This window comes from Paenibacillus sp. CB74 (assembly GCF_055687625.1).
This window is the reverse complement of the sequence record NZ_CM146009.1, coordinates 1,683,897-1,702,403: the sequence shown is the minus strand read 5'-3', so window position 1 is coordinate 1,702,403 and position 18,507 is coordinate 1,683,897. Positions and strand designations below refer to the sequence as shown.

Sequence of the window (18,507 nt, the reverse complement as noted above, 5' to 3'; positions counted from 1 at the left end):
CGACTCCGGTTACCTTCTTTCCATTCTCTGATGGGCCTGTTCTGCGGCCTCCATGATGATTTCGCCTAGCGTTGGATGCGGATGAATGGTCATGGTTATATCTTCTACTGTTGCTCCCATCTCAATCGCAAGGGAAAGCTCAGATATAAGAGTAGATGCTTCAGCCCCGACAATCTGTGCACCCAATACAAGGCCAGACTCAGCGTGAGCAACGATTTTGACATATCCTTCGGTTTCCTTCAGAGCAAGTGCACGGCCATTAATGGAGAAAACAGATTTGCCAACGACAACAGGAATTGATTTTTGCTTACATGCCGCTTCGCTAAGACCAACGCTCGTAATCTCCGGGTGAGAAAACACAACGAGCGGAATAGCTTTGTAGTCGATGACAGAGGGTTTACCCACGATAGCTTCTGCTGCAATTTTTGCTTCATAGGAAGCTTTATGAGCCAAAGCAGGGCCTTCAACAATATCTCCAATGGCATAGATATGCGGGATGGATGTTCTGCACTGCTTGTCAATCTCGATCAAGCCTTGTGGAGTAGGGGACAGACCTATATGTTCGAGACCCAAGGTTCCATCTGTGTTCGGTTTCCTGCCCACCGTAATTAATGCATAGTCAGCTTGAACAACATGGTGTTCATTCTGACGCATATAGTGGAGATCGATGTGACTCGTATATTGGTCTGCCCCTGTAACCTTAGCTTCGGTTAAGATGGTTATCCCGTCCTTTTTCAGTTGACGAACGACAGGTGCAACAAGCTCTGCTTCGAATCCCGGCAAAATCTGTTCACCGCCCTCGAGCATCGTAACGTTAGTTCCAAATCTCGCAAACATCTGACCCAGTTCCACGCCAATATAACCGCCGCCAACCACAACGAGACGCTCCGGTATGTCGGGCAGCGATAGCGCCTCAGTGGAAGAGAGAATCCGTCCGCCGTAAGGAAGAGAGCTTATTTCAATCGGACGGGAACCGGTAGCCAGGATGAGATGCTTAAAGCTTATTCGACGCGCCCCCTGTTCAGCGTGATATATTTCAGCGATATTCGCATCAGTTAATCTAGCTTCTCCTTCGATAACAGTCACACCCGCCGTTTTGAGTAAAAACCGAACCCCTCCAGACTGCTTATCCACCACAGCTTGCTTGAACACCTGAGCCTCCTGATAAGAAGAAGCTCCGTCAACAGCTCCCCATTGTCTGCGCATATGAAGACGCTCCGCTTCAGCAATGAGCGCTTTGGAAGGAATACAGCCTACATGCGTACAGACACCTCCCATCTGTTGGCGCTCTACAATGGCTGTTTTCATGCCTAGTTGTGACGAACGTAAAGCAGCCACATAACCGCCAGGCCCTGATCCAATGACCAGCGTATCTACGACTTCTAATAAATTCATGATTCGTACCTCCAAACTTAAAATATGATGATCGTAATATATTATAGTCATCATATTTTAAGGGAGTCAATACTCCATTTATAATCACTCTCCCTTTGCTGAAGATGGTGATATATGAATTGACATTAAATAATATGATAACTATAATATTTTAAAATACACTCACAGATACAGACTTATATAAGGGGGAGAAGTAGGGATGCCTTATCCAAAAGGGCACAAGCTCAAAGTTCGGAACCATATTATTACCAGTGCGGCCAAAGCATTTCGAACCCATGGCGTGCGGAATATTAGTCTTCCACATATTATGAAAGGTGCTGGACTGACACATGGGGGATTTTACTCCCATTTTGAAAATAAAGATCAGCTTGTGATGGAGACCTGTCATTTCGCCATTAGTGATACCATTGCAATGCTACAGAGCATTGCAGACAAAAACAAAAACGAAGATCTGACGTCGATTGAGGCTGTCATTGATTTTTATTTAAGCTCCCTGCACCGAGATCAGACAGAAGTCGGTTGTATCTTACCAGCTTTATCGGGAGAGATTTCCCAACTATCGGAGGATATTCGACAAGCTTACACGCAGGAGTTGCAACGTTTTATCGCGTTTATTACAACTATGGCTGGGATGAATACCGCTGATGGTTATGCGTTGGTAAGCAGTATGGTAGGTACCGTTGCACTGGCACGGGCAGTTAGTGATGCGAAGTTCAGTGATGACTTGTTACAGGCAGGTCGTGTGCAGGCCAAACAAATGGTAAAGATCGGCTCCAGGTAACAACGACATTGATGACACAGAGGAAATGGGGGAATGATCGGATGATCATTAGAGAAGCCCGTATTGCAGACTATCCACAATTGAGACATATTTATTTGGATTCCCGGCGGGAGAGCTTTCACTGGGCCAATGCCGATGAGATGAGTCTAGAAGATTTTGACCGGGATACATCGGAAGAACAGATTCTTTTGGGAGAGGACAACGATCAAGTACTTGGATTTGCGTCACTATATGTACCTGACCGCTTTATTCATAATTTGTTTGTGCACCCAAGTGCTGCCGGCAAAGGGGTGGGAAAGCAGTTACTTCAGCAATCCGTGGTCGAACTGGGAACGCCTGTCACATTAAAATGTGTCTCGGATAATCATAAAGCACTCACATTTTATAAAAAGCAAGGCTGGAAAGCTATTGTAGAAGAAGGTGAACCTGGATCAAGATATTGGGTTCTTCAATATAAGGAATGAGGGAAAAGAAGACATGAATATCAGAAAAATAAATGAAAATGGAGTATTTATTGCTTACGTTACGAGTGATAAAGAATTAATTACCGATGTTCAATCCGCTATCGATCTTATGGCTACGGTTCGATATGAAGCCGATTGTCACCGTATTATAGTTAACAAATCTGCTGTCAGTGAAGTGTTTTTTGATCTGAAAACACGGCTGGCAGGTGAAGTGTTGCAAAAGTTCATCAATTACCAGACCAAAATTGCGATTATTGGTGATTTTTCCGGTTATACCAGCAAAAGTCTTCGAGATTTTATCTATGAAAGCAACATGGGGAACGATATATTCTTCGTAACAGAGGAAGAACTGGCTATTGAAAAGCTAAGCAAGAAACAGTGATTTAAATTAACTAGGGCGTGTCTGAAAACTCCGAAAGGAGCAGATTTTGCCGAATTTTCGTTCCAAGCAAGAAAGTTTTCTGCAGGCGTGCCGGGGCACGTCAAGGGAAAGTGACGCAGCAGGGGGCGAAAAGGCGGTGAAAGATGCACTTCAGCGAGTTTTGAGACACGCCCTAAAGAGAGATGGAGAGATTGAGATGGATATTGTGTCATATCGGGAGCAAGATCAGGAACGACTGGTTCAGATTTGGGAGAGAGCTGTTCGAGCAACACATACATTTTTGGAGGAACAACACATTCAATTCTATCGGGATGTGGTAAGCAAAGTATTACAGGAACGGCAAGTCGAGGTGTGGGAAACTCTAGATAAAGAACATCAGCCTGTCGGTTTTATCGGGTTGCAAGATAACTTTATTGAGATGTTATTCGTCGATCCAAGTCAGCATGGACAGGGAGTTGGTCGTCTGCTGATCGAACATACCATCAAGATCAAAGGACGCCACCTAAAGGTGGATGTCAACGAACAGAATCCTGGAGCTGCACAATTCTATAGCAAAATGGGGTTTGTACAGATCGGACGCTCCGAATTCGATGGTTCTGGTAATCCGTTCCCGCTATTGCATCTGGAAATTTCATAAAGGATAAGAATGTTCCCGTTGAAGTCGCTAATTTAGCGACTTTTTTTTGCGGGCGTAACCTAGTATGATCTGAATCCTTCACTTGGTCCTATGCCAAATATAAATATTTACCTCTTGCATAAAGAACACATGTTCGGTTTATAATATATACAAACATACGTTCTTAAATGTACAGGAGTGATTTCAGTGTGGACTAAGCAGCGAACCATCATGCTCATTGATATGCAGAGTTTTTATGCTTCAGTCGAAAAGGCAAAAATGCCCCAATACAAAAATAGACCTCTCGCCGTTGCAGGCGATCCAGCAAGACGTTCTGGCATTATTCTTGCCGCTTGTCCATTAGCCAAAGCTAAGGGGGTATCTACCGCAGAACCACTCTGGCAGTCTCTTCAGAAGTGCCCTGAACTGATCATTGTCAGACCTCACATGCAAGAATACATTGAAGTTTCCACCCAAATCATGTCCATTATTGAGGAATTCACCGATCTGGTTGAGCCATACAGTATAGACGAATTATTCGCTGATTTTACAGGGTCTATGCATTTATTTGGTAATGATCCAATCGATTTGGCCAAACAAATTCAAGACAAAATCTATAACGAAACAGGGGTTTACGCCAGAGCGGGCATTGGTGAAAACAAAATTATCAGTAAATTGTGCTGCGATATGATTGCTAAAAAAGCGGAAGGTGGCATTTTTCACTTAAAGAAAGAGGAGTTACATCTTCACATTGGAGATAAGCCCATCCGCGATATGTGGGGGATTGGCTCAAGAATGGAAAAACATCTCTGGAAGATGGGTATCCGAACCATTAAAGACCTGGCGAATACGCCTCTTTCCAAATTAAGAAGCAAATGGGGTGTTAATGGAGAAGTCATCTGGAGGGTTGCCAATGGACTCGACAATTCGCCGGTAACGGTCAACACACACAATACACAAAAGGATATCGGAAACGGAATGACCCTGCCCAGAGATTTCACAGAAGCATGGGAGATTGAAGTGGTTATTCTCGATATCTGTACAGAAGTGTGCAGAAGAGCCCGTAAAAAGGGGCTGATGGGTAGTGTCATATCTGTGAGTGTATCGGGAGCAGATTTTGATCACCCAACGGGTTTTCACAGGCAGGTTAAACTGTCTGATCCTACAAACATAACCGTTGATGTGTGCAAAATAGCCAAACGCATATTCCATCAACATTGGGATGGGCAACCTGTGCGCCGTGTAGGCGTATCCCTATCTCAATTATCCAATGCGGATACATATCAACTATCTTTCTTCGATGATCAAGAGCAGAAACGAGCCATTGATCAGGTGATGGACAACATCAAGGATCGATATGGCGACATTGCCATTCTTCGAGCGAGCTCCATTACGGCTGCGGGCCAAGCGATCGATCGAGCATCTAAAATTGGGGGGCATTACAAATGAGCAAAAAACTGGAGGCCAATGGATTATGGGAATCGAGCCGCATGATGCTTCCACAACATAAAGAACGAATTATACAGCATCGTACTCAAATTCATGTTCAAGCGAAACCTCTGATTCATGAAGATGAGTGGGAGATTATTGCTCAACATATAGATATGTCCCTCAACTATACGTTGCAAGCCACCTTTGAAGTATTTCATGAGTCAGGCAATCGGTATATACACGGGATCGTCACTTCAGTCAGTGCCTTTGGAAAAAAAATAAAAATTGAAATGGATAATGGATTTGAATGGGTCGATTTTGATCAACTGGTCACTGTAAAGTTTGAAGAAGGAGGAGGTGTGTACGGTGAGACAAACTTCTGAGGAACTTGCACTCGTCAAGAGGCTGGTTGAGCTTCCGTATCTTTTAGGTGCTCTGGAGGTAGATAAGCATAAAATATACGCTTCAAACTTTAAGATGAAATCGGTGTATATTGATTACCTGGACGGTACTCAAAAGAAAATTGCTTTAGAGATGTACAAGTCAAAACAAAGTTTAAAGGAACATCATATAAAAATCATTGAAGAGGAGAGATCCGAGCTGAGTTTAACAGTAAATTATTCGGTAAGAGGTTACCTTCACAAAATGACTCTATTGTGGAGCAAAGTGAAAGTGGATGTGACCTTAATGCTTACTGAACATATGAGCGTTGATATTACTGATATGCCAAGATAAACATAGAGTTAGAGCAGAATACGGTATATAACGGCATAGGGTGGATATAATACAGCTATAACCATTGTTTTCTTCTCCCGATTTTGGGTAAACCGACCTTTGAAATTGAAGGGTCGGTATTTTTTGTCTTAAATTTTGTGATTGGCATATTAACCATATAAAATGAGAGAACTCACGATTCAGTTACATACAGATAGACATATTTATCCATATTGTTCCGACCCGAAACAAGAATTTATCCTTCAGAGGAATGGTCTGGATAGCACGGCATGGTTCCGTTATCTTGACAGCCAGGAGTATTATAATACAACGTTGAATAAGAGTAGTACATTGGTGACTCACCGTTGAACAACGGAGGATTTTAATGGGTGGAGGGGAGGAAAGTTATGGACTACAATTCACGGAAGGTAGCAGTGTTTGAGACAGAAGGGTTCCGTAACTGTACTGTAGCGGCATGTCGCCGTCATACCGTCGCTCTTAAATCTGACGGAACAGTCATAGCCGTGGGTGATAATAAATACGGTCAATGTGATGTAAGCGATTGGTCCCATATCGTCGCCGTTGATGCCGGTAATGTTCATATGGCTACGAACACAGGTAATGCTCATACCGTTGGTCTTAAATCTGATGGTACGGTAACAGCTATAGGTTGGAATAAGCATGATCAATGCAATGTAAGCGAATGGCGCGATATCGTAACCATTTCAGCAGGTTGGTGCCGTACTGTTGGGGTTAAATCAGATGGCACCGTGGTTGCGGTGGGGCGAAATAATGAAGGGGAATGCAACGTGAGCAGCTGGCATGATATTATATCGGTCACGACGGGGGACTGGCATACAGTTGGTCTAAAAATAGACGGTACGGTAACAGCAGTTGGTAACAATAAATATAACCAATGTAGCGTAAACGACTGGGGCGACATGTTGGCTGTTTCGGCAGGGTATCTTCATACGGTTGGGCTTAGATCGGATGGCAAGGTAGTGGCTACGGGTAGAAATCATGAAGGGGAATGCGACGTAAGCGGTTGGCTCGATATTGTCGCAGTTGCAGCGGGAAGTTATCATACCGTTGGTCTTAAGTCTGACGGTACAATGGTTGCTGTGGGTTCTAATAAACATCAACAATGCGACGTAAGGGGCTGGCATGACATTAGAGCTATTTCAGCGGGCTGTGCCCACACAATTGGATTGAAATCGGATGGTACGATGGTTGCTGTGGGTGATAATGATTATGCACAATGTGATGTAAGCGGATGGAGTAACATCCAACAATATCATTTCAACAAGGAAACGAATTGAACAACTCTCAGGACCCGTGCTGTCTTTTAAGATAACATGGGTTTTCTATTTATACTGCAAAAGAGGATTGCCATCTCAGTAGGAGACAAACCAAAGTCCCGTTGAATCCAAAGCTGTATGCTCCTTAAGTAGAGGGGGAGGGTAGATTAAAGTCGAAGAGGGACTGCATTTTGCATTCCCTCTTCTTAGTGATTTTACAATTAGGAAGATATAATCTTCTAGTTTTTAGCCTAGTTTTCGCGAACCATTGAACCACACGGATTGGATTGACAATGTATCTGAAATATTAGTGATCGGATCACCGTTTATGAGAATAAGATCAGCACGTGCACCTTCGGTAATCCGGCCACGATCATGTAGACCAAAGCAACGGGCCGGTTTGGAAGTAGCCGACTGAAGAGCTTCGATCGGAGTGAACCCAGCCTTCACCAGCAGCTGCATTTCGTGGTGAACACTGGCCCCATGAGCAAGGCCACCAAGGTTCGGAACGGGAACCGGTGCGACATCCGTCCCTACAAGAATATCAACTCCGGCACGGTGAAGATCCATCACATTTTTAAAGCTGTTCTCCATATTTCCATGTGGGAACGTATTGAAGCTTGAGTTCAAGATATCGATCCAATCTGGACTTAATTTGGAATGAACTCGTGGATCATTAGCCAATTCCGATGCCGGATTACCTATAATCGATGAATTCAACACCAAGCACGGTGTAACAAAAGCTCCAGAATCAGCTATGGATTTGACCAATTCGGACGTGTACTCGGGTCTGTCGATAAACAAGTGCCCCAAACCGTCGACTCCAAAATCGATGGCTGCTTTCGATGAAAGAGCCGTCAAAACGTGGGCAATAACCAACTTATCGAATTTGTGGGCTTCAGTAACGGCTGTTTTTAGGATCTCATCACTTAGAACAGGCAGGCCAGGTGCACCCATAACCGTCCCCTCTTCAATCATGATCTTAATATAGTCGGATCCATTCTCCACTTGGGTATGCACATGTTTGATCGCTTCTTCAACCGTCGTCACTTGAGGTATTTCGTCGTGATCGTGAGCGTAGGCGGCCAACATGGCTTCCCGGTCTTCCTCCGATAACTTCTCCAGTTCCTTTAATACGAATTCAGGTATTTCATCTCCATCAGGCAGTAATTCATCTGGGTGCCCACCAGGAGCGGTAATCGCCGTACCAGCAGATCGGACGTCTGCGATGTCATCGACATTTTTTAGCTGAATTTCGCGCCCTCTTTTAGTAAAGTCGCCGTTCATTTCGAGTTCTGTTGTAACGCCGAATTTTAAGGCATCCCGTAATCCGCCAATTGAGGTATGGACATGTGCATCAATCAGGCCGGGTATTAATGTCGCATTTTCTCCATCGATAATTGTTGCGTCGCTTGGAATGTCTCCGCCCACTGAAATAATGGCCACCCCTTTAATGACAATATGTCTGGGAGCAATGATTTGATATCCATCAAAGATCCGTACATTCGTAATCGCAGTAATTTTTTCTAACCCAGCATTCTGATTTAATTTCTCCATCATAAATCCTCCTAATGTGTTTGTGACTGAACAATTCGCAGTATAACTGTTAGGTATCTAACAGTCAATAGTCTAATAATCGTTTGACAAGCCTATTGGGATCACTGTATATTTTAGCTACTTACAATTAGATTCCTAACAATTAGAGAGGAGACGATGGACGGTCATGCATTCCCGAGAAGATACGCCTTATATGGAGTTGTTTCAAATTATCGGTCTTAAGTTAAAGAAAAGAGCGGATGAAAGTATAAAAGAGTTAGGATTAAGTTCTCAACAAGGAAAAGTAATCGATTATATTTATGAGAATCAAGATAATCATATTATTCAAAAGGATCTTGCAGATCGGTTTCATCTGCGTGGGGCAAGTGTTACAAGCATGCTTCAAGGTCTAGAGCAAAAAGGTTTCATCGAACGGAAAATCCCGGCCAATAATGAACGGCAAAAAAATATTTATGTATTACCAAAAGCGGTTGACTTGATTGAAGACTTTAATAACTCATTTCAAAAAGTAGAGGATGAAATTGTTCAAGCCCTAAATGACGAGGAGAAGCAAATCTTAAAGAAATTATTGATCAGAATTAATGAACGCATATAACAGATGAGCATGCAGAGGTAACTGGGGGCCATAGGAACACTGATTTAATATAATCTTTAGAAAAAATTGGATAAGGACAAGAACATTAGTTCAGTAAAAGTAAAAGTCACTATTTATGATCATTACCCTGTCAAAGTAGACAAAAAGGCGAGATTTAAGCTACGACCGTTACTCGGTATTCCACCGGGGGATGGTCGTTTGGATTATGAGACATACAAAAACTGCAATATTTAAAACAAAAGTGAGAGGAGCATAATTCATGTTTAATGAAATTGCTTTCTCACCAGGAATTATTCTTACAATGGAATGGAAATCTTGGATCAAAAAGATATTTTTCAAATCAGGGATAATTATAGAATGAATGTTATTGATGTTTAGACTCGAATAATTTACATAACTTAGTCCAAGAGTGCTATAAATATGTAAAGGAAATAATAGGATGAAGATAGTTGGCACTGAATAGAGTAAATACTTCATCATTTGAAATCTTTCTATTTAAGGCGGTATATTGATGAAAAAAATTGAAATTAAAGTAACTAACTATAATCCCAAGTATGCTGAACATACCGTGAAAATGTGGAGAGATAGCAAGGAACGGGCAATTGGCCAGGCTGAAACCCATAGCTTCGAAAACCATCTATATTTTTTAAATCATATCCTATCTAAACAGTATCAAATAGATTTAGCGTTAATTGATGAAAAAGTAGTTGGAATGATTGCCTATAGTGAAACTGAGATAAGCCAACTTTATATTCATATTGATTATCAAGGGAATGGAATAGGGCGAACCTTGCTTAATAAAGCAAAAGCACAAGCAACTGGAAACTTAACTTTATATACATTTGAAGTTAATAAAAATGCCCAAAGATTTTATGAGAATAATGGTTTTGAAATCACTGGTAGAGGACAAGAAAATGAAGAGAATTTACCTGATATACGATATGAATTGAAGTTGTAAAAATCGAATATCAATTTACAGTCCAAAAAGAAACAGTCTGCAGGTTAGCTGGATGCTTGACCACCCAACCATATTCACTGGAACTGTAATCCCACGTATTTATTATCTTGACAGTAATTGAGTCTGACTCGTAATATTTGAAGTGGAGATGTAGGAAAGGGGACTCGCTGGACAATGTGGACTTCCTTGTAATGATTATCTAAACTGGATCGCTCGACTTGGTGTTTTGGTTATAACCACACGCCTCGTTTGTGATGCCGATCTGCAATCATTCAAGGGACGCGAGGAACCGTTTGATCAAACCCGGGCGCGGATACTTGATGTATCCGTTTTTTGTTTTACCCAGGAATTCCATCTCCAACGAAAAATGGATTTCTCCCTCCCTTATTAAACGGAGGAAATAAAATGAGCAAACTATATGGAAAAACGGCTATCGTGACAGGCACAAGCCGCCCTGGTGGGATCGGAACCGCCGTCTGCCGCACGTTGGCGCAAGAAGGCGCTAATGTGTTCTATACCCATCTGTACGATTACGATAAGACAGAGAATCCGGGAGATGCCGACAAGAACTGGCCGGATCTCTTCGCTGAAGAACTTCGCTCGTATGGCATTAAGGCAGCGCATATGGAGGTCGATCTTACCGATCCCGCTTCTCCGGCGCGAGTGCTTGATGCGTGCCGGTCGGCTGTCGGGCTGCCGACTATTCTCGTCAACAACGCTACGTACAGCGTATCAGCTGATTTCCGTCAATTGAATGCATCACTGATCGATGCGCACTGCGCTATGAACATTCGAGGCACGTTCATGCTATCGGCCGAATTTGCGCGTATGCTGGAGGCTGAACTGGCCGGCCGGCAGGTCCTTTGCGGTGGCCGGATCATCAACCTTACATCCGGTCAGGGTAAGGGGCCGATGCCTGGCAATCTCGCTTATGCCGCAACAAAAGGCGCTGTCTCCACCTTTACCGAATGTCTGTCTGCTGAGCTGGCTCCGTTTCACATTACTGTGAATGCGGTTGATCCCGGTCCTACTGATACGGGTTGGATGTCAGAAGAAGTAAAAAAAGCCTTGCTACCGGGATTTCCGATGGGCAGGATCGGTCTTCCTGAAGATGTATCCCGCCTGATTGCTTTTCTGGCAAGCGATGACTCCCAATGGATCACCGGACAAATCATCCATTCTCGAGGTGGGTTTAATTAGCCAGACGGTTCATTAACTCAAGGGAAACAATAGTTCCATAAAATCAAAGAAGGCCGCCGATCAACAGGATCGGCGGCTTTATTCAATTACTGAGCAGTAAAGTTTAGTTACAATCAATTTTTATCACCAGAAGATAAAGTCTGCTTGGTAGAATTGTGGAGTAAAAATCACATTAACTGGAGTGGATACTATGCTTTCTGAGGAAGATTATGCGAAGGTAGCGAAAGAAGCTTTACATCGATACCCAATCATTTGGGAAAAACTTGTGTATCTCGGAAAGAATGATAATGTTACATTTCAAGTTCAGACCAACGATGATAATCAAAAGTATCTTATCAAAATCCATATCTCAACGATTTCCATTCATTCAAAAGGGGATGTTGCATCAGAGCTTATTTGGCTTGAAGCTTTGGTTAAAGATACAAATCTCGTCGTACCTGCCCCTGTCAGAAATTTTCAAGGTGATCTGGTAACAGAAATATCAACTGATCTTAGCGAAAATACAATCATGGTGACTATTCATCATTGGATTCATGGAAGTGTGCTTAGAAGAGAGCCAACAAGTAATGAAACTGAAAATTTGGCTCTCTTAATGGCGGCTCTCCATAAACATTCTATGCAGTGGAATCCACCTGAAGGCTTTAATAGACCAATATACAATTCTGATCATTTATATTCATCACTTAATCAATTAAAACAGTTAGTAAATTTGGAGCTTATCTCAAGTGAGGTATTTGTTTATGTGGAGGAGTCAGCCCATAAAATAGCAAATGTGATACAAAATCATAAACGTTTGCCAAGTAACTGGGGAATTATTCATTCTGACCTTCATGAGAGTAACTATGTTTTTTATGAGGATACTCCTCGACCCATAGATTTTTCCAATTGTGGCTATGGCTTTTATTTATTTGATATGGCTGAAACATTTATGCACCTTTCATCTGAGAATAGGAAAGTATTTATTTCAACGTATAGCAAAGTAAATCAACTACAAGAGAATTATTTCGAGTTATTAGAAGCATTTTTTATTTGGTCAATAATTAGGACTTTTGCATTCCACTCTCTAAATTCAAATGAACAACCATCCTTAGCGGAAAATTTCCCATCAGTTATTCAGAACTATTTTAGGAAATATCTTAAAGGTGAAAATTTTTTATTGAACTGACGGCGAAATTATAGTTTAACAAAAAACTAAGAAGCAGCCGACCAAATTAATCGGCTGCCCTCACGACCAATTTACTCAAACCGATCCGGATGACTTCTTCATTAATACGCTAGCAAACGTGAGGGGGGCATAATTATGTTTGATGACATAGATTTTTCACCAGGAATTATTGCTTTCAAACGGAATTCTTGGATCAAGAAGATATTTTTCAAGTCAGCTATAACGATGGAAGGATTATTATTGATGTTGGCCCGAATCGTTAATCATTCTAAGATTATCGGTTCGGGCCTTTTTGATGAAAGTCGCTGATGTCGCAGCATCTCTGATCAGGATTATCCAATATACAACAGGTTTACGTCTCCGCCTGTTAACGTCTTCGGAACGCTCCACCACGGGCCAGAGCATAGAAAATCAAGAGAGCAATGATTGAGCCAACGATCGCGGGTATGATATGAAATCCACCCACCACCGGCCCCCTCGGTCCCAACAGTTCATACCCTAACCAAGATCCAACAAAACCAGCAATGATATTCCCGAGTACGCCTCCCGGCACGTCCCGTCCAATCAGATTTCCACTTAACCAGCCAATTAGCCCACCGACAATAAGTATCCAGATTAGATACACGCATTGGTCTCCCTTCCATTGAATTATTACAAGTTATGTTTTATTAGGGGGAATGTTGCGGATGATCCGAGAATCGATCATGAAGGCATTTCCATTTTAATCCAATGATAGTAAAATCGGTTGTACCACCACTAGGTATGAATGCTGGTGCAGATAGGGATTGAAGATGGCCAGTATAGAAAGGAGGCACTTAAATGTTCTTATTTCGAAGTCCTTTTATTATAGCCTTGTTGATGATGTGTCTGATGTCGGGCTTGGCTGCTTGTTCCAAGTCAGAGCAAGCGGAAGATAGGGGTGTTACGACAAATGCTGACTTCACAGAGCATAGCCAGCATTTTAATCTGAATGTGCAAGAACCGTCATGGAAGCTAGATACCACCCCCGTCAATCTAACGTGGTTCGTTGGAGCCGAATGGTACGGGCACACTTGGGGTGAGAGTCTGACTTCCAAATATGTCACCCAAAAAACAGGGGTCAATATCGAATTTGAAGTATTAACTGGTGAACCAAGCGAGAGGTTATCACGGATGTTGACGACCGATCGTCTGCCGGATTTGATAACCATTGGCTCCTGGGAGAGTGCGGTTATCAAACTTCGAGAGAGTCATCTCATCTATGCCCTGGATGAGCTGGCCAACCAGTATGATCCTTACTTTTTCAAGGTAGCAGATGATGGTGCTCTACAATGGTATCGGCAGGAGGACGGTCATACCTATGTCATTCCCAATGATGCGTACAGTCCCGAACAGATGCGTTCAACCGGCTTGACGGGAGCAAACCAAACCTTTCTCGTACGTAAAGATCTGTATGAGTCGATGGGCAAACCGGATCTTAGCACGCCGACAGGTTTTCTTAATGCATTGCGATTGTTGAAGAATCAATATTCGGTTTATAAAGGCCAACTAATCAGTCCGTTTTGGGCACAGGGAAATGCATCCTATGGAATGACCGAATACTTGCAAAATTTGCTTGCGATCCCCCATGAACAGAACGGAAAGGTATACGACCGAATGACAGATCCCGATTATATCGAGTGGCTGAAAACATTTCGTACTGCATACGAGCAGGGCTTGATTAATGTTGATTTTCTGGTCGACTCCAGTGCACAGGTGCAGGAAAAAACCAGCCATGCCCAATATTTTATGATGATTCGGGAATGGACAGACATATCGGACCTCAATTCGAAATTGGAAGTCCTTACGAATCAAAATTCAACCTATATTGCTGTAGATGGACCCCGGAGCAGCAGGGGAGAATCCGCCAAAATGTTCCCTGGCAGCATGGATGGCTGGATGGTTACGATGATCAGCAAATCCACGAAAAACCCTGAACGAGCCATCCGTTTTTTGACCTATCTGGCCAGCGAAGAAGGCCAAAGAGATTTATTTTTGGGCAAAGAAGGTGAAACTTGGACGATGGAGAATGGCAAACCCCGATTGACAGCGGCAATGGTCCAGTTGTATGACACGGATCGGGAGCGGCTGGAAAAGGAATATGGCATTATGGATACCTACTGGATGCTGCGAAACCCTGCTTTCGTCAACCCGTGGAGACCCGAGCATACTCCGTCCATTAAGCAAATGGAGGCGTTCGCTAACCAACACGCCGATCTGGACAGCGGCATCTATAAGGGACTCGATCCTGTAGGGGATTCCGATATAGCATTAGCCTGGTCACGTATTTCTCAGAATTGGGAAGAGGTGCTGCCAGAACTGATTACAGCGAAGGATGAAGCTGCCTTTGACAAAATTTTCGAAAATTTTCTGATACGTCGTGTGAACTACGGCTTTAACCAGGTAATGGAATATCGCCAAGCTGAACTGGAACTGCGAAAATCCAAGATAGCCAGATAACCATTCCCTAATACATTGTTACCGACATAATAACTAGTAATATACGGTATAACAAAGGTGGTGAATACATCCGAATGAAATACCTACTGACGAGATTGAGGAAGCTTTATCGCAATGCCCGTATATCCCAAAAGCTGTTTCTCGCATTTAGCCTGATGATTGCCATACCTGTTATTTTGATATCCTTTGTGTATATCCGCATGCAAGAAACCCAGCTATATAAGGACGCTATGGCGACAGGCAACAGCCACGTTACATGGCTGAATGAACAATTGCGCAGAAGAATGGACATGATTGAGAACGCTTCCAATACAGCCCTCACTCAAAAGTCCTTTGTGGATTTTATTCATTCCAATATGCTTGTGGATGGACTGCGCCTGGTGAAGTTTAAGCAAAACCAGTTTGAGCAAATGCTCAATATCATTCAAAGTAATGCAATGATCAGTGAACTTAATTTTTACGTCGATAACCCAAACTTGTATGAAATCTGGCCTGAAATCTATCATTACAAGAAATTTTCGCCACAGGATTATTGGGTAAAGCTTCGGGATGAAGGCGGTGCGGCTTACCGCTTATTTTCTTTTAGGGATGGTGAGCACACCTTATCCTACTATCGTCTGGTTCGCCTTCAAGGGCAGGAACAAAAGCGCCCTAGCATTATGGAAGTGCGCGTTCCCCACAGCATGTTTTTCAGCGACCTGCTACAAGAGAACAAGGGGGGCTTCTTTTCGGTGTTGATGAACGCAAGCGATTCTCCCCAGTATGTTTACAACCCCCAGCATGAGTTTTCGGAGAAGTACGGGCTGGGGCTGGAGGAGATCCTCGGCAGTATCCATCGTCAGCTCGATATATCGCCGCAGGAAAGCCCGCTTCAGGTCCGGGTGGGAGATCAGAGTTACTATGTATTGTATCGATACATCGCTCCGTTGAACACTTATGTGGTCGATATCGCTTCTCATCAGGCATTGATGAAGGGACCACGCAGTTGGTATGCATATGTGGTGACGATTACATTATGTGTATTACTGCTGATTATGCTACTTGTATCCCAAACGACGCGGCGTATTTTCCGGCGGTTGGACAGCGTACTCATTTCAATGCGTCAGGTACGGAAAGGGGAGCTGGATGCAATGATTGATACAGGCCTTGATGAGAACGAAAGAGGAGATGAAATCGATGAGGTGGCGGTGAATTATAATAAAATGTTACATGAAGTCAAACGCCTGATGACACAGGTCGTGGATAAGCAGGTAATTGCCAAAAACGCACAGTTACACTCTCTGCATTCGCAGATCAATTCCCATTTTTTATATAATGCGCTGGAATCCATTCGAATGGTGGCAGAGGTACAGAGGCAACCTGCTATAGCCAATTCATTGGTGTCGCTCGGCTCCCAGCTACGTTACAGCATGCAGTGGCGCAGCGATACTGTTGCTTTTCGTGACGAGCTTGCCAACATCCAAAGTTATATTGAATTTATCAACTTCATGGAAGGTGGCAATATCATTATGACGGCAGATCTTCCGCAGGAGATACTTCGCTACGCCATTCCCAAGATGTGTATGCAGCCCATCGTTGAAAATGTAGTTCATCACGGAGCACCTTCAGGCGGTAGCGTATCTATAGAAATTACGTTTTCTGTGGAGAATGACTGTCTACTATTCATTAACATAAAAGATGACGGAGAAGGGTTAGAGCCTGCGATGTTACAACGTCTTCAGGCAGTACTGCGAAGCGAATCGGATACGCCGATGGTTACCCGCAGGAGCGGACTTGGTTTGGAAAATGTGAATAAGCGGTTGCAGCTTCATTATGGCAAGAATTGCGGTCTTTGGATTGATAGTGTGCAAGGCGAATATACCTGTGTAACGATACGCTTGCCTTGGGAAAATGAAAATCTTGGAGGGTGGTAGAGCATGATGAATATCCTGATTGTGGACGATCAAAAACACATTCGTGACGGCCTGCAGGCCATGCTGCATCAATTTCCTCTGAAGCTGAACAACATATATTGTGCCGCGAGCGGGATGGAGGCGCTGTGCCTATTGCGGCAGCATTGCATTCACATCGTTATTACCGATATTAGGATGCCGGATATGGATGGGTTGGCACTCATGGCTCAAAGCAAAGAGGAATACATGGATGTGGAATACCTCATTATCAGCGGTTATAGTGAATTTACATATGCTCAAAAAGCGATCGGACTTGGGGCAAAGGGCTACTTGCTAAAACCTTTGAAACGAGAGGATCTGCACAATTCCCTTGAGCATATATGGCAAGAGATCCAGACACGGCAGGCACTTACGCATAATATGCAGCATGTATCCCGTCTCGCCCAAGAGACCGAGAGTAAAGAATTAAGAATGTTTATGCAAGGTGCGTTAAGTGATGATACATGGATTCTTCAGATTGAGGAACAAAATGATGTATTATGGCGTAATTATCGCCTAGCCCTGCTGAAGGAAGAAGTTGGCATTAAGCAGCCCGGAGCCAGCAGCGTCCATAGCATGGAAGCCATTGCTTATCGTGTGTTCGGCAGACAAGGTTGTATTTGCCTGCAACATCGCCCATACCTGATCCTTGCGGTGGATGCGTCCATAGATCCAAGTGTTTTTTCTGCAGCACTCAAGGAAGGAAAGATCGATGCCATAACAGCCATGACTAACCCGATTCAGGGGTTAAAAGAACTACCACACAGCTATACCCAAGTGCTTGAGCTCTATCGCCACAGTTACCTGTTTCCTGATCAGTATAGTATCTTCCCAGCACATATTAAGCATATGGAGCAGCAGTGGCAACTTCCCTATGAAGACTTATATGAACTCTTCCAGTCAATCGGAACAGATAACAGTGGAATAATGACTCAGGGTATTTCTGCACTATTTCACAAAAAGGTATTGCAACGCTATCCTATTCGCTATACCCAGCAGCTCTGCGCAGCCACCATTCAAATGATGGAGGAATACGAACGAGTTATCCGCCCTTATATGGGGGAGGAAGCGCTGGACCTTGAATCATTGCGTAATCTCTTTGATTATCCAGGGATGCGTGATTATATACAAGCACTACAACAGCAGCTGCTTCGGCTGAATCAGTTCTATTATGACTATAAATGCAGCTATCGCCATTCGAACGATCTTAATGAAGCCATTCGTTTTATACACGAGAGTTACCATAAACCGCTGGATCTTGCGATGGTATCCAATCATGTATCGCTTAATTATGCTTATTTTTCAAATCTGTTTAAGAAGAATATGGGTAAAGGTTTTGCTGAATACCTACGGGATGTACGTCTGGATAAAGCGCGGCGGCTTCTCGCCGAAACTGATCATAAAATTGTTGTGGTGGCTGCTATGGTTGGATATGAAAGCTATAAAAGCTTTACACGTGCGTTCCGACATGTGATGCAGATCCAACCCACTGAGTACCGACAGATGATGCGGCAGAAGGCAGATTGAATCAAAAGCCAAAAA

General features: G+C 43.3%; 19 protein-coding genes. 16 read left to right on the top strand and 3 right to left on the bottom strand.

The window, feature by feature from the left end; all coding sequences use genetic code 11:
• Nucleotides 1–9 precede the first annotated feature (9 nt).
• Entirely contained in the window at nucleotides 10–1,395 is a 1,386-nt protein-coding gene (gene lpdA, locus ACX9NY_RS07710; RefSeq protein ID WP_472477949.1) for a dihydrolipoyl dehydrogenase, read from the bottom strand.
• Nucleotides 1,396–1,594: 199 nt separating this feature from the next.
• Between lpdA and ACX9NY_RS07705 the strand changes: the two genes are divergently transcribed.
• The 8 genes from ACX9NY_RS07705 to ACX9NY_RS07670 all read left to right on the top strand — a co-directional run bounded on the left by ACX9NY_RS07705 (nucleotide 1,595) and on the right by ACX9NY_RS07670 (nucleotide 7,102).
• Entirely contained in the window at nucleotides 1,595–2,176 is a 582-nt protein-coding gene (locus tag ACX9NY_RS07705) for a TetR/AcrR family transcriptional regulator (RefSeq protein WP_472477947.1), read from the top strand.
• A 41-nt stretch (nucleotides 2,177–2,217) separates the two neighbouring features.
• Nucleotides 2,218–2,640 (top strand): GNAT family N-acetyltransferase, encoded by a 423-nt coding sequence (locus tag ACX9NY_RS07700; protein ID WP_472477945.1) that lies wholly within the window; start codon nucleotides 2,218–2,220, stop codon nucleotides 2,638–2,640.
• 13 nt (nucleotides 2,641–2,653) lie between these two features.
• Nucleotides 2,654–3,022, top strand: coding sequence for a DUF4180 domain-containing protein (locus ACX9NY_RS07695; protein ID WP_472477943.1), 369 nt, complete (start codon nucleotides 2,654–2,656; stop codon nucleotides 3,020–3,022).
• Between the two features lie 196 nt (nucleotides 3,023–3,218).
• Entirely contained in the window at nucleotides 3,219–3,659 is a 441-nt protein-coding gene (locus ACX9NY_RS07690) for an acetyltransferase (RefSeq protein WP_472479236.1), read from the top strand.
• A 210-nt stretch (nucleotides 3,660–3,869) separates the two neighbouring features.
• On the top strand, nucleotides 3,870–5,087 hold the full coding sequence (locus ACX9NY_RS07685) for a DNA polymerase IV (RefSeq protein WP_253442607.1): 1,218 nt from the start codon (nucleotides 3,870–3,872) through the stop codon (nucleotides 5,085–5,087).
• Entirely contained in the window at nucleotides 5,084–5,452 is a 369-nt protein-coding gene (locus tag ACX9NY_RS07680; RefSeq protein ID WP_339255430.1) for a YolD-like family protein, read from the top strand. The genes ACX9NY_RS07685 and ACX9NY_RS07680 overlap by 4 nt, the downstream gene beginning before the upstream one ends.
• The gene (locus ACX9NY_RS07675; RefSeq protein ID WP_339233825.1) at nucleotides 5,436–5,804 is read left to right on the top strand and encodes a YhjD family protein; all 369 of its coding nucleotides are present in this window, start codon (nucleotides 5,436–5,438) and stop codon (nucleotides 5,802–5,804) included. The genes ACX9NY_RS07680 and ACX9NY_RS07675 overlap by 17 nt, the downstream gene beginning before the upstream one ends.
• A gap of 386 nt (nucleotides 5,805–6,190) precedes the next feature.
• Nucleotides 6,191–7,102, top strand: a complete 912-nt coding sequence (locus tag ACX9NY_RS07670; RefSeq protein ID WP_472477940.1) for an RCC1 domain-containing protein — start codon at nucleotides 6,191–6,193, stop codon at nucleotides 7,100–7,102.
• A 225-nt stretch (nucleotides 7,103–7,327) separates the two neighbouring features.
• Here ACX9NY_RS07670 and ACX9NY_RS07665 read toward each other — a convergent pair whose 3' ends face one another.
• Nucleotides 7,328–8,638 (bottom strand): amidohydrolase family protein, encoded by a 1,311-nt coding sequence (locus ACX9NY_RS07665; protein ID WP_472479234.1) that lies wholly within the window; start codon nucleotides 8,636–8,638, stop codon nucleotides 7,328–7,330.
• A gap of 166 nt (nucleotides 8,639–8,804) precedes the next feature.
• Here ACX9NY_RS07665 and ACX9NY_RS07660 point away from each other — a divergent pair, with 166 nt between their 5' ends.
• The 5 genes from ACX9NY_RS07660 to ACX9NY_RS07640 all read left to right on the top strand — a co-directional run bounded on the left by ACX9NY_RS07660 (nucleotide 8,805) and on the right by ACX9NY_RS07640 (nucleotide 12,865).
• Entirely contained in the window at nucleotides 8,805–9,233 is a 429-nt protein-coding gene (locus ACX9NY_RS07660; protein ID WP_047843226.1) for a MarR family winged helix-turn-helix transcriptional regulator, read from the top strand.
• 511 nt (nucleotides 9,234–9,744) lie between these two features.
• Complete coding sequence (locus tag ACX9NY_RS07655) at nucleotides 9,745–10,191, top strand: GNAT family N-acetyltransferase (protein WP_472477937.1); 447 nt, start codon at nucleotides 9,745–9,747, stop codon at nucleotides 10,189–10,191.
• A gap of 405 nt (nucleotides 10,192–10,596) precedes the next feature.
• A complete protein-coding gene (locus ACX9NY_RS07650; protein ID WP_342570011.1) occupies nucleotides 10,597–11,391 on the top strand; it encodes an SDR family oxidoreductase in 795 nt (264 codons plus the stop codon).
• A 190-nt stretch (nucleotides 11,392–11,581) separates the two neighbouring features.
• Nucleotides 11,582–12,556 carry a phosphotransferase enzyme family protein gene (locus ACX9NY_RS07645; protein ID WP_472477935.1) on the top strand — a complete coding sequence of 325 codons (975 nt, stop codon included), beginning with the start codon at nucleotides 11,582–11,584 and terminating at the stop codon, nucleotides 12,554–12,556.
• A 135-nt stretch (nucleotides 12,557–12,691) separates the two neighbouring features.
• Nucleotides 12,692–12,865: a hypothetical protein gene (locus ACX9NY_RS07640; RefSeq protein ID WP_472477933.1), complete on the top strand. Its 174-nt coding sequence runs from the start codon at nucleotides 12,692–12,694 to the stop codon at nucleotides 12,863–12,865.
• A gap of 58 nt (nucleotides 12,866–12,923) precedes the next feature.
• Here the strand turns inward: ACX9NY_RS07640 and ACX9NY_RS07635 are convergent, their stop codons facing one another.
• Nucleotides 12,924–13,181 (bottom strand): GlsB/YeaQ/YmgE family stress response membrane protein, encoded by a 258-nt coding sequence (locus ACX9NY_RS07635; RefSeq protein WP_074095306.1) that lies wholly within the window; start codon nucleotides 13,179–13,181, stop codon nucleotides 12,924–12,926.
• Nucleotides 13,182–13,375: 194 nt separating this feature from the next.
• Between ACX9NY_RS07635 and ACX9NY_RS07630 the strand changes: the two genes are divergently transcribed.
• The 3 genes from ACX9NY_RS07630 to ACX9NY_RS07620 all read left to right on the top strand — a co-directional run bounded on the left by ACX9NY_RS07630 (nucleotide 13,376) and on the right by ACX9NY_RS07620 (nucleotide 18,492).
• Nucleotides 13,376–15,034, top strand: coding sequence for an extracellular solute-binding protein (locus ACX9NY_RS07630; protein WP_472477930.1), 1,659 nt, complete (start codon nucleotides 13,376–13,378; stop codon nucleotides 15,032–15,034).
• Nucleotides 15,035–15,108: 74 nt separating this feature from the next.
• Nucleotides 15,109–16,947 carry a sensor histidine kinase gene (locus ACX9NY_RS07625; protein ID WP_472477928.1) on the top strand — a complete coding sequence of 613 codons (1,839 nt, stop codon included), beginning with the start codon at nucleotides 15,109–15,111 and terminating at the stop codon, nucleotides 16,945–16,947.
• A gap of 3 nt (nucleotides 16,948–16,950) precedes the next feature.
• Complete coding sequence (locus ACX9NY_RS07620; protein WP_472477926.1) at nucleotides 16,951–18,492, top strand: response regulator; 1,542 nt, start codon at nucleotides 16,951–16,953, stop codon at nucleotides 18,490–18,492.
• The last annotated feature ends 15 nt before the right edge of the window (nucleotides 18,493–18,507 follow it).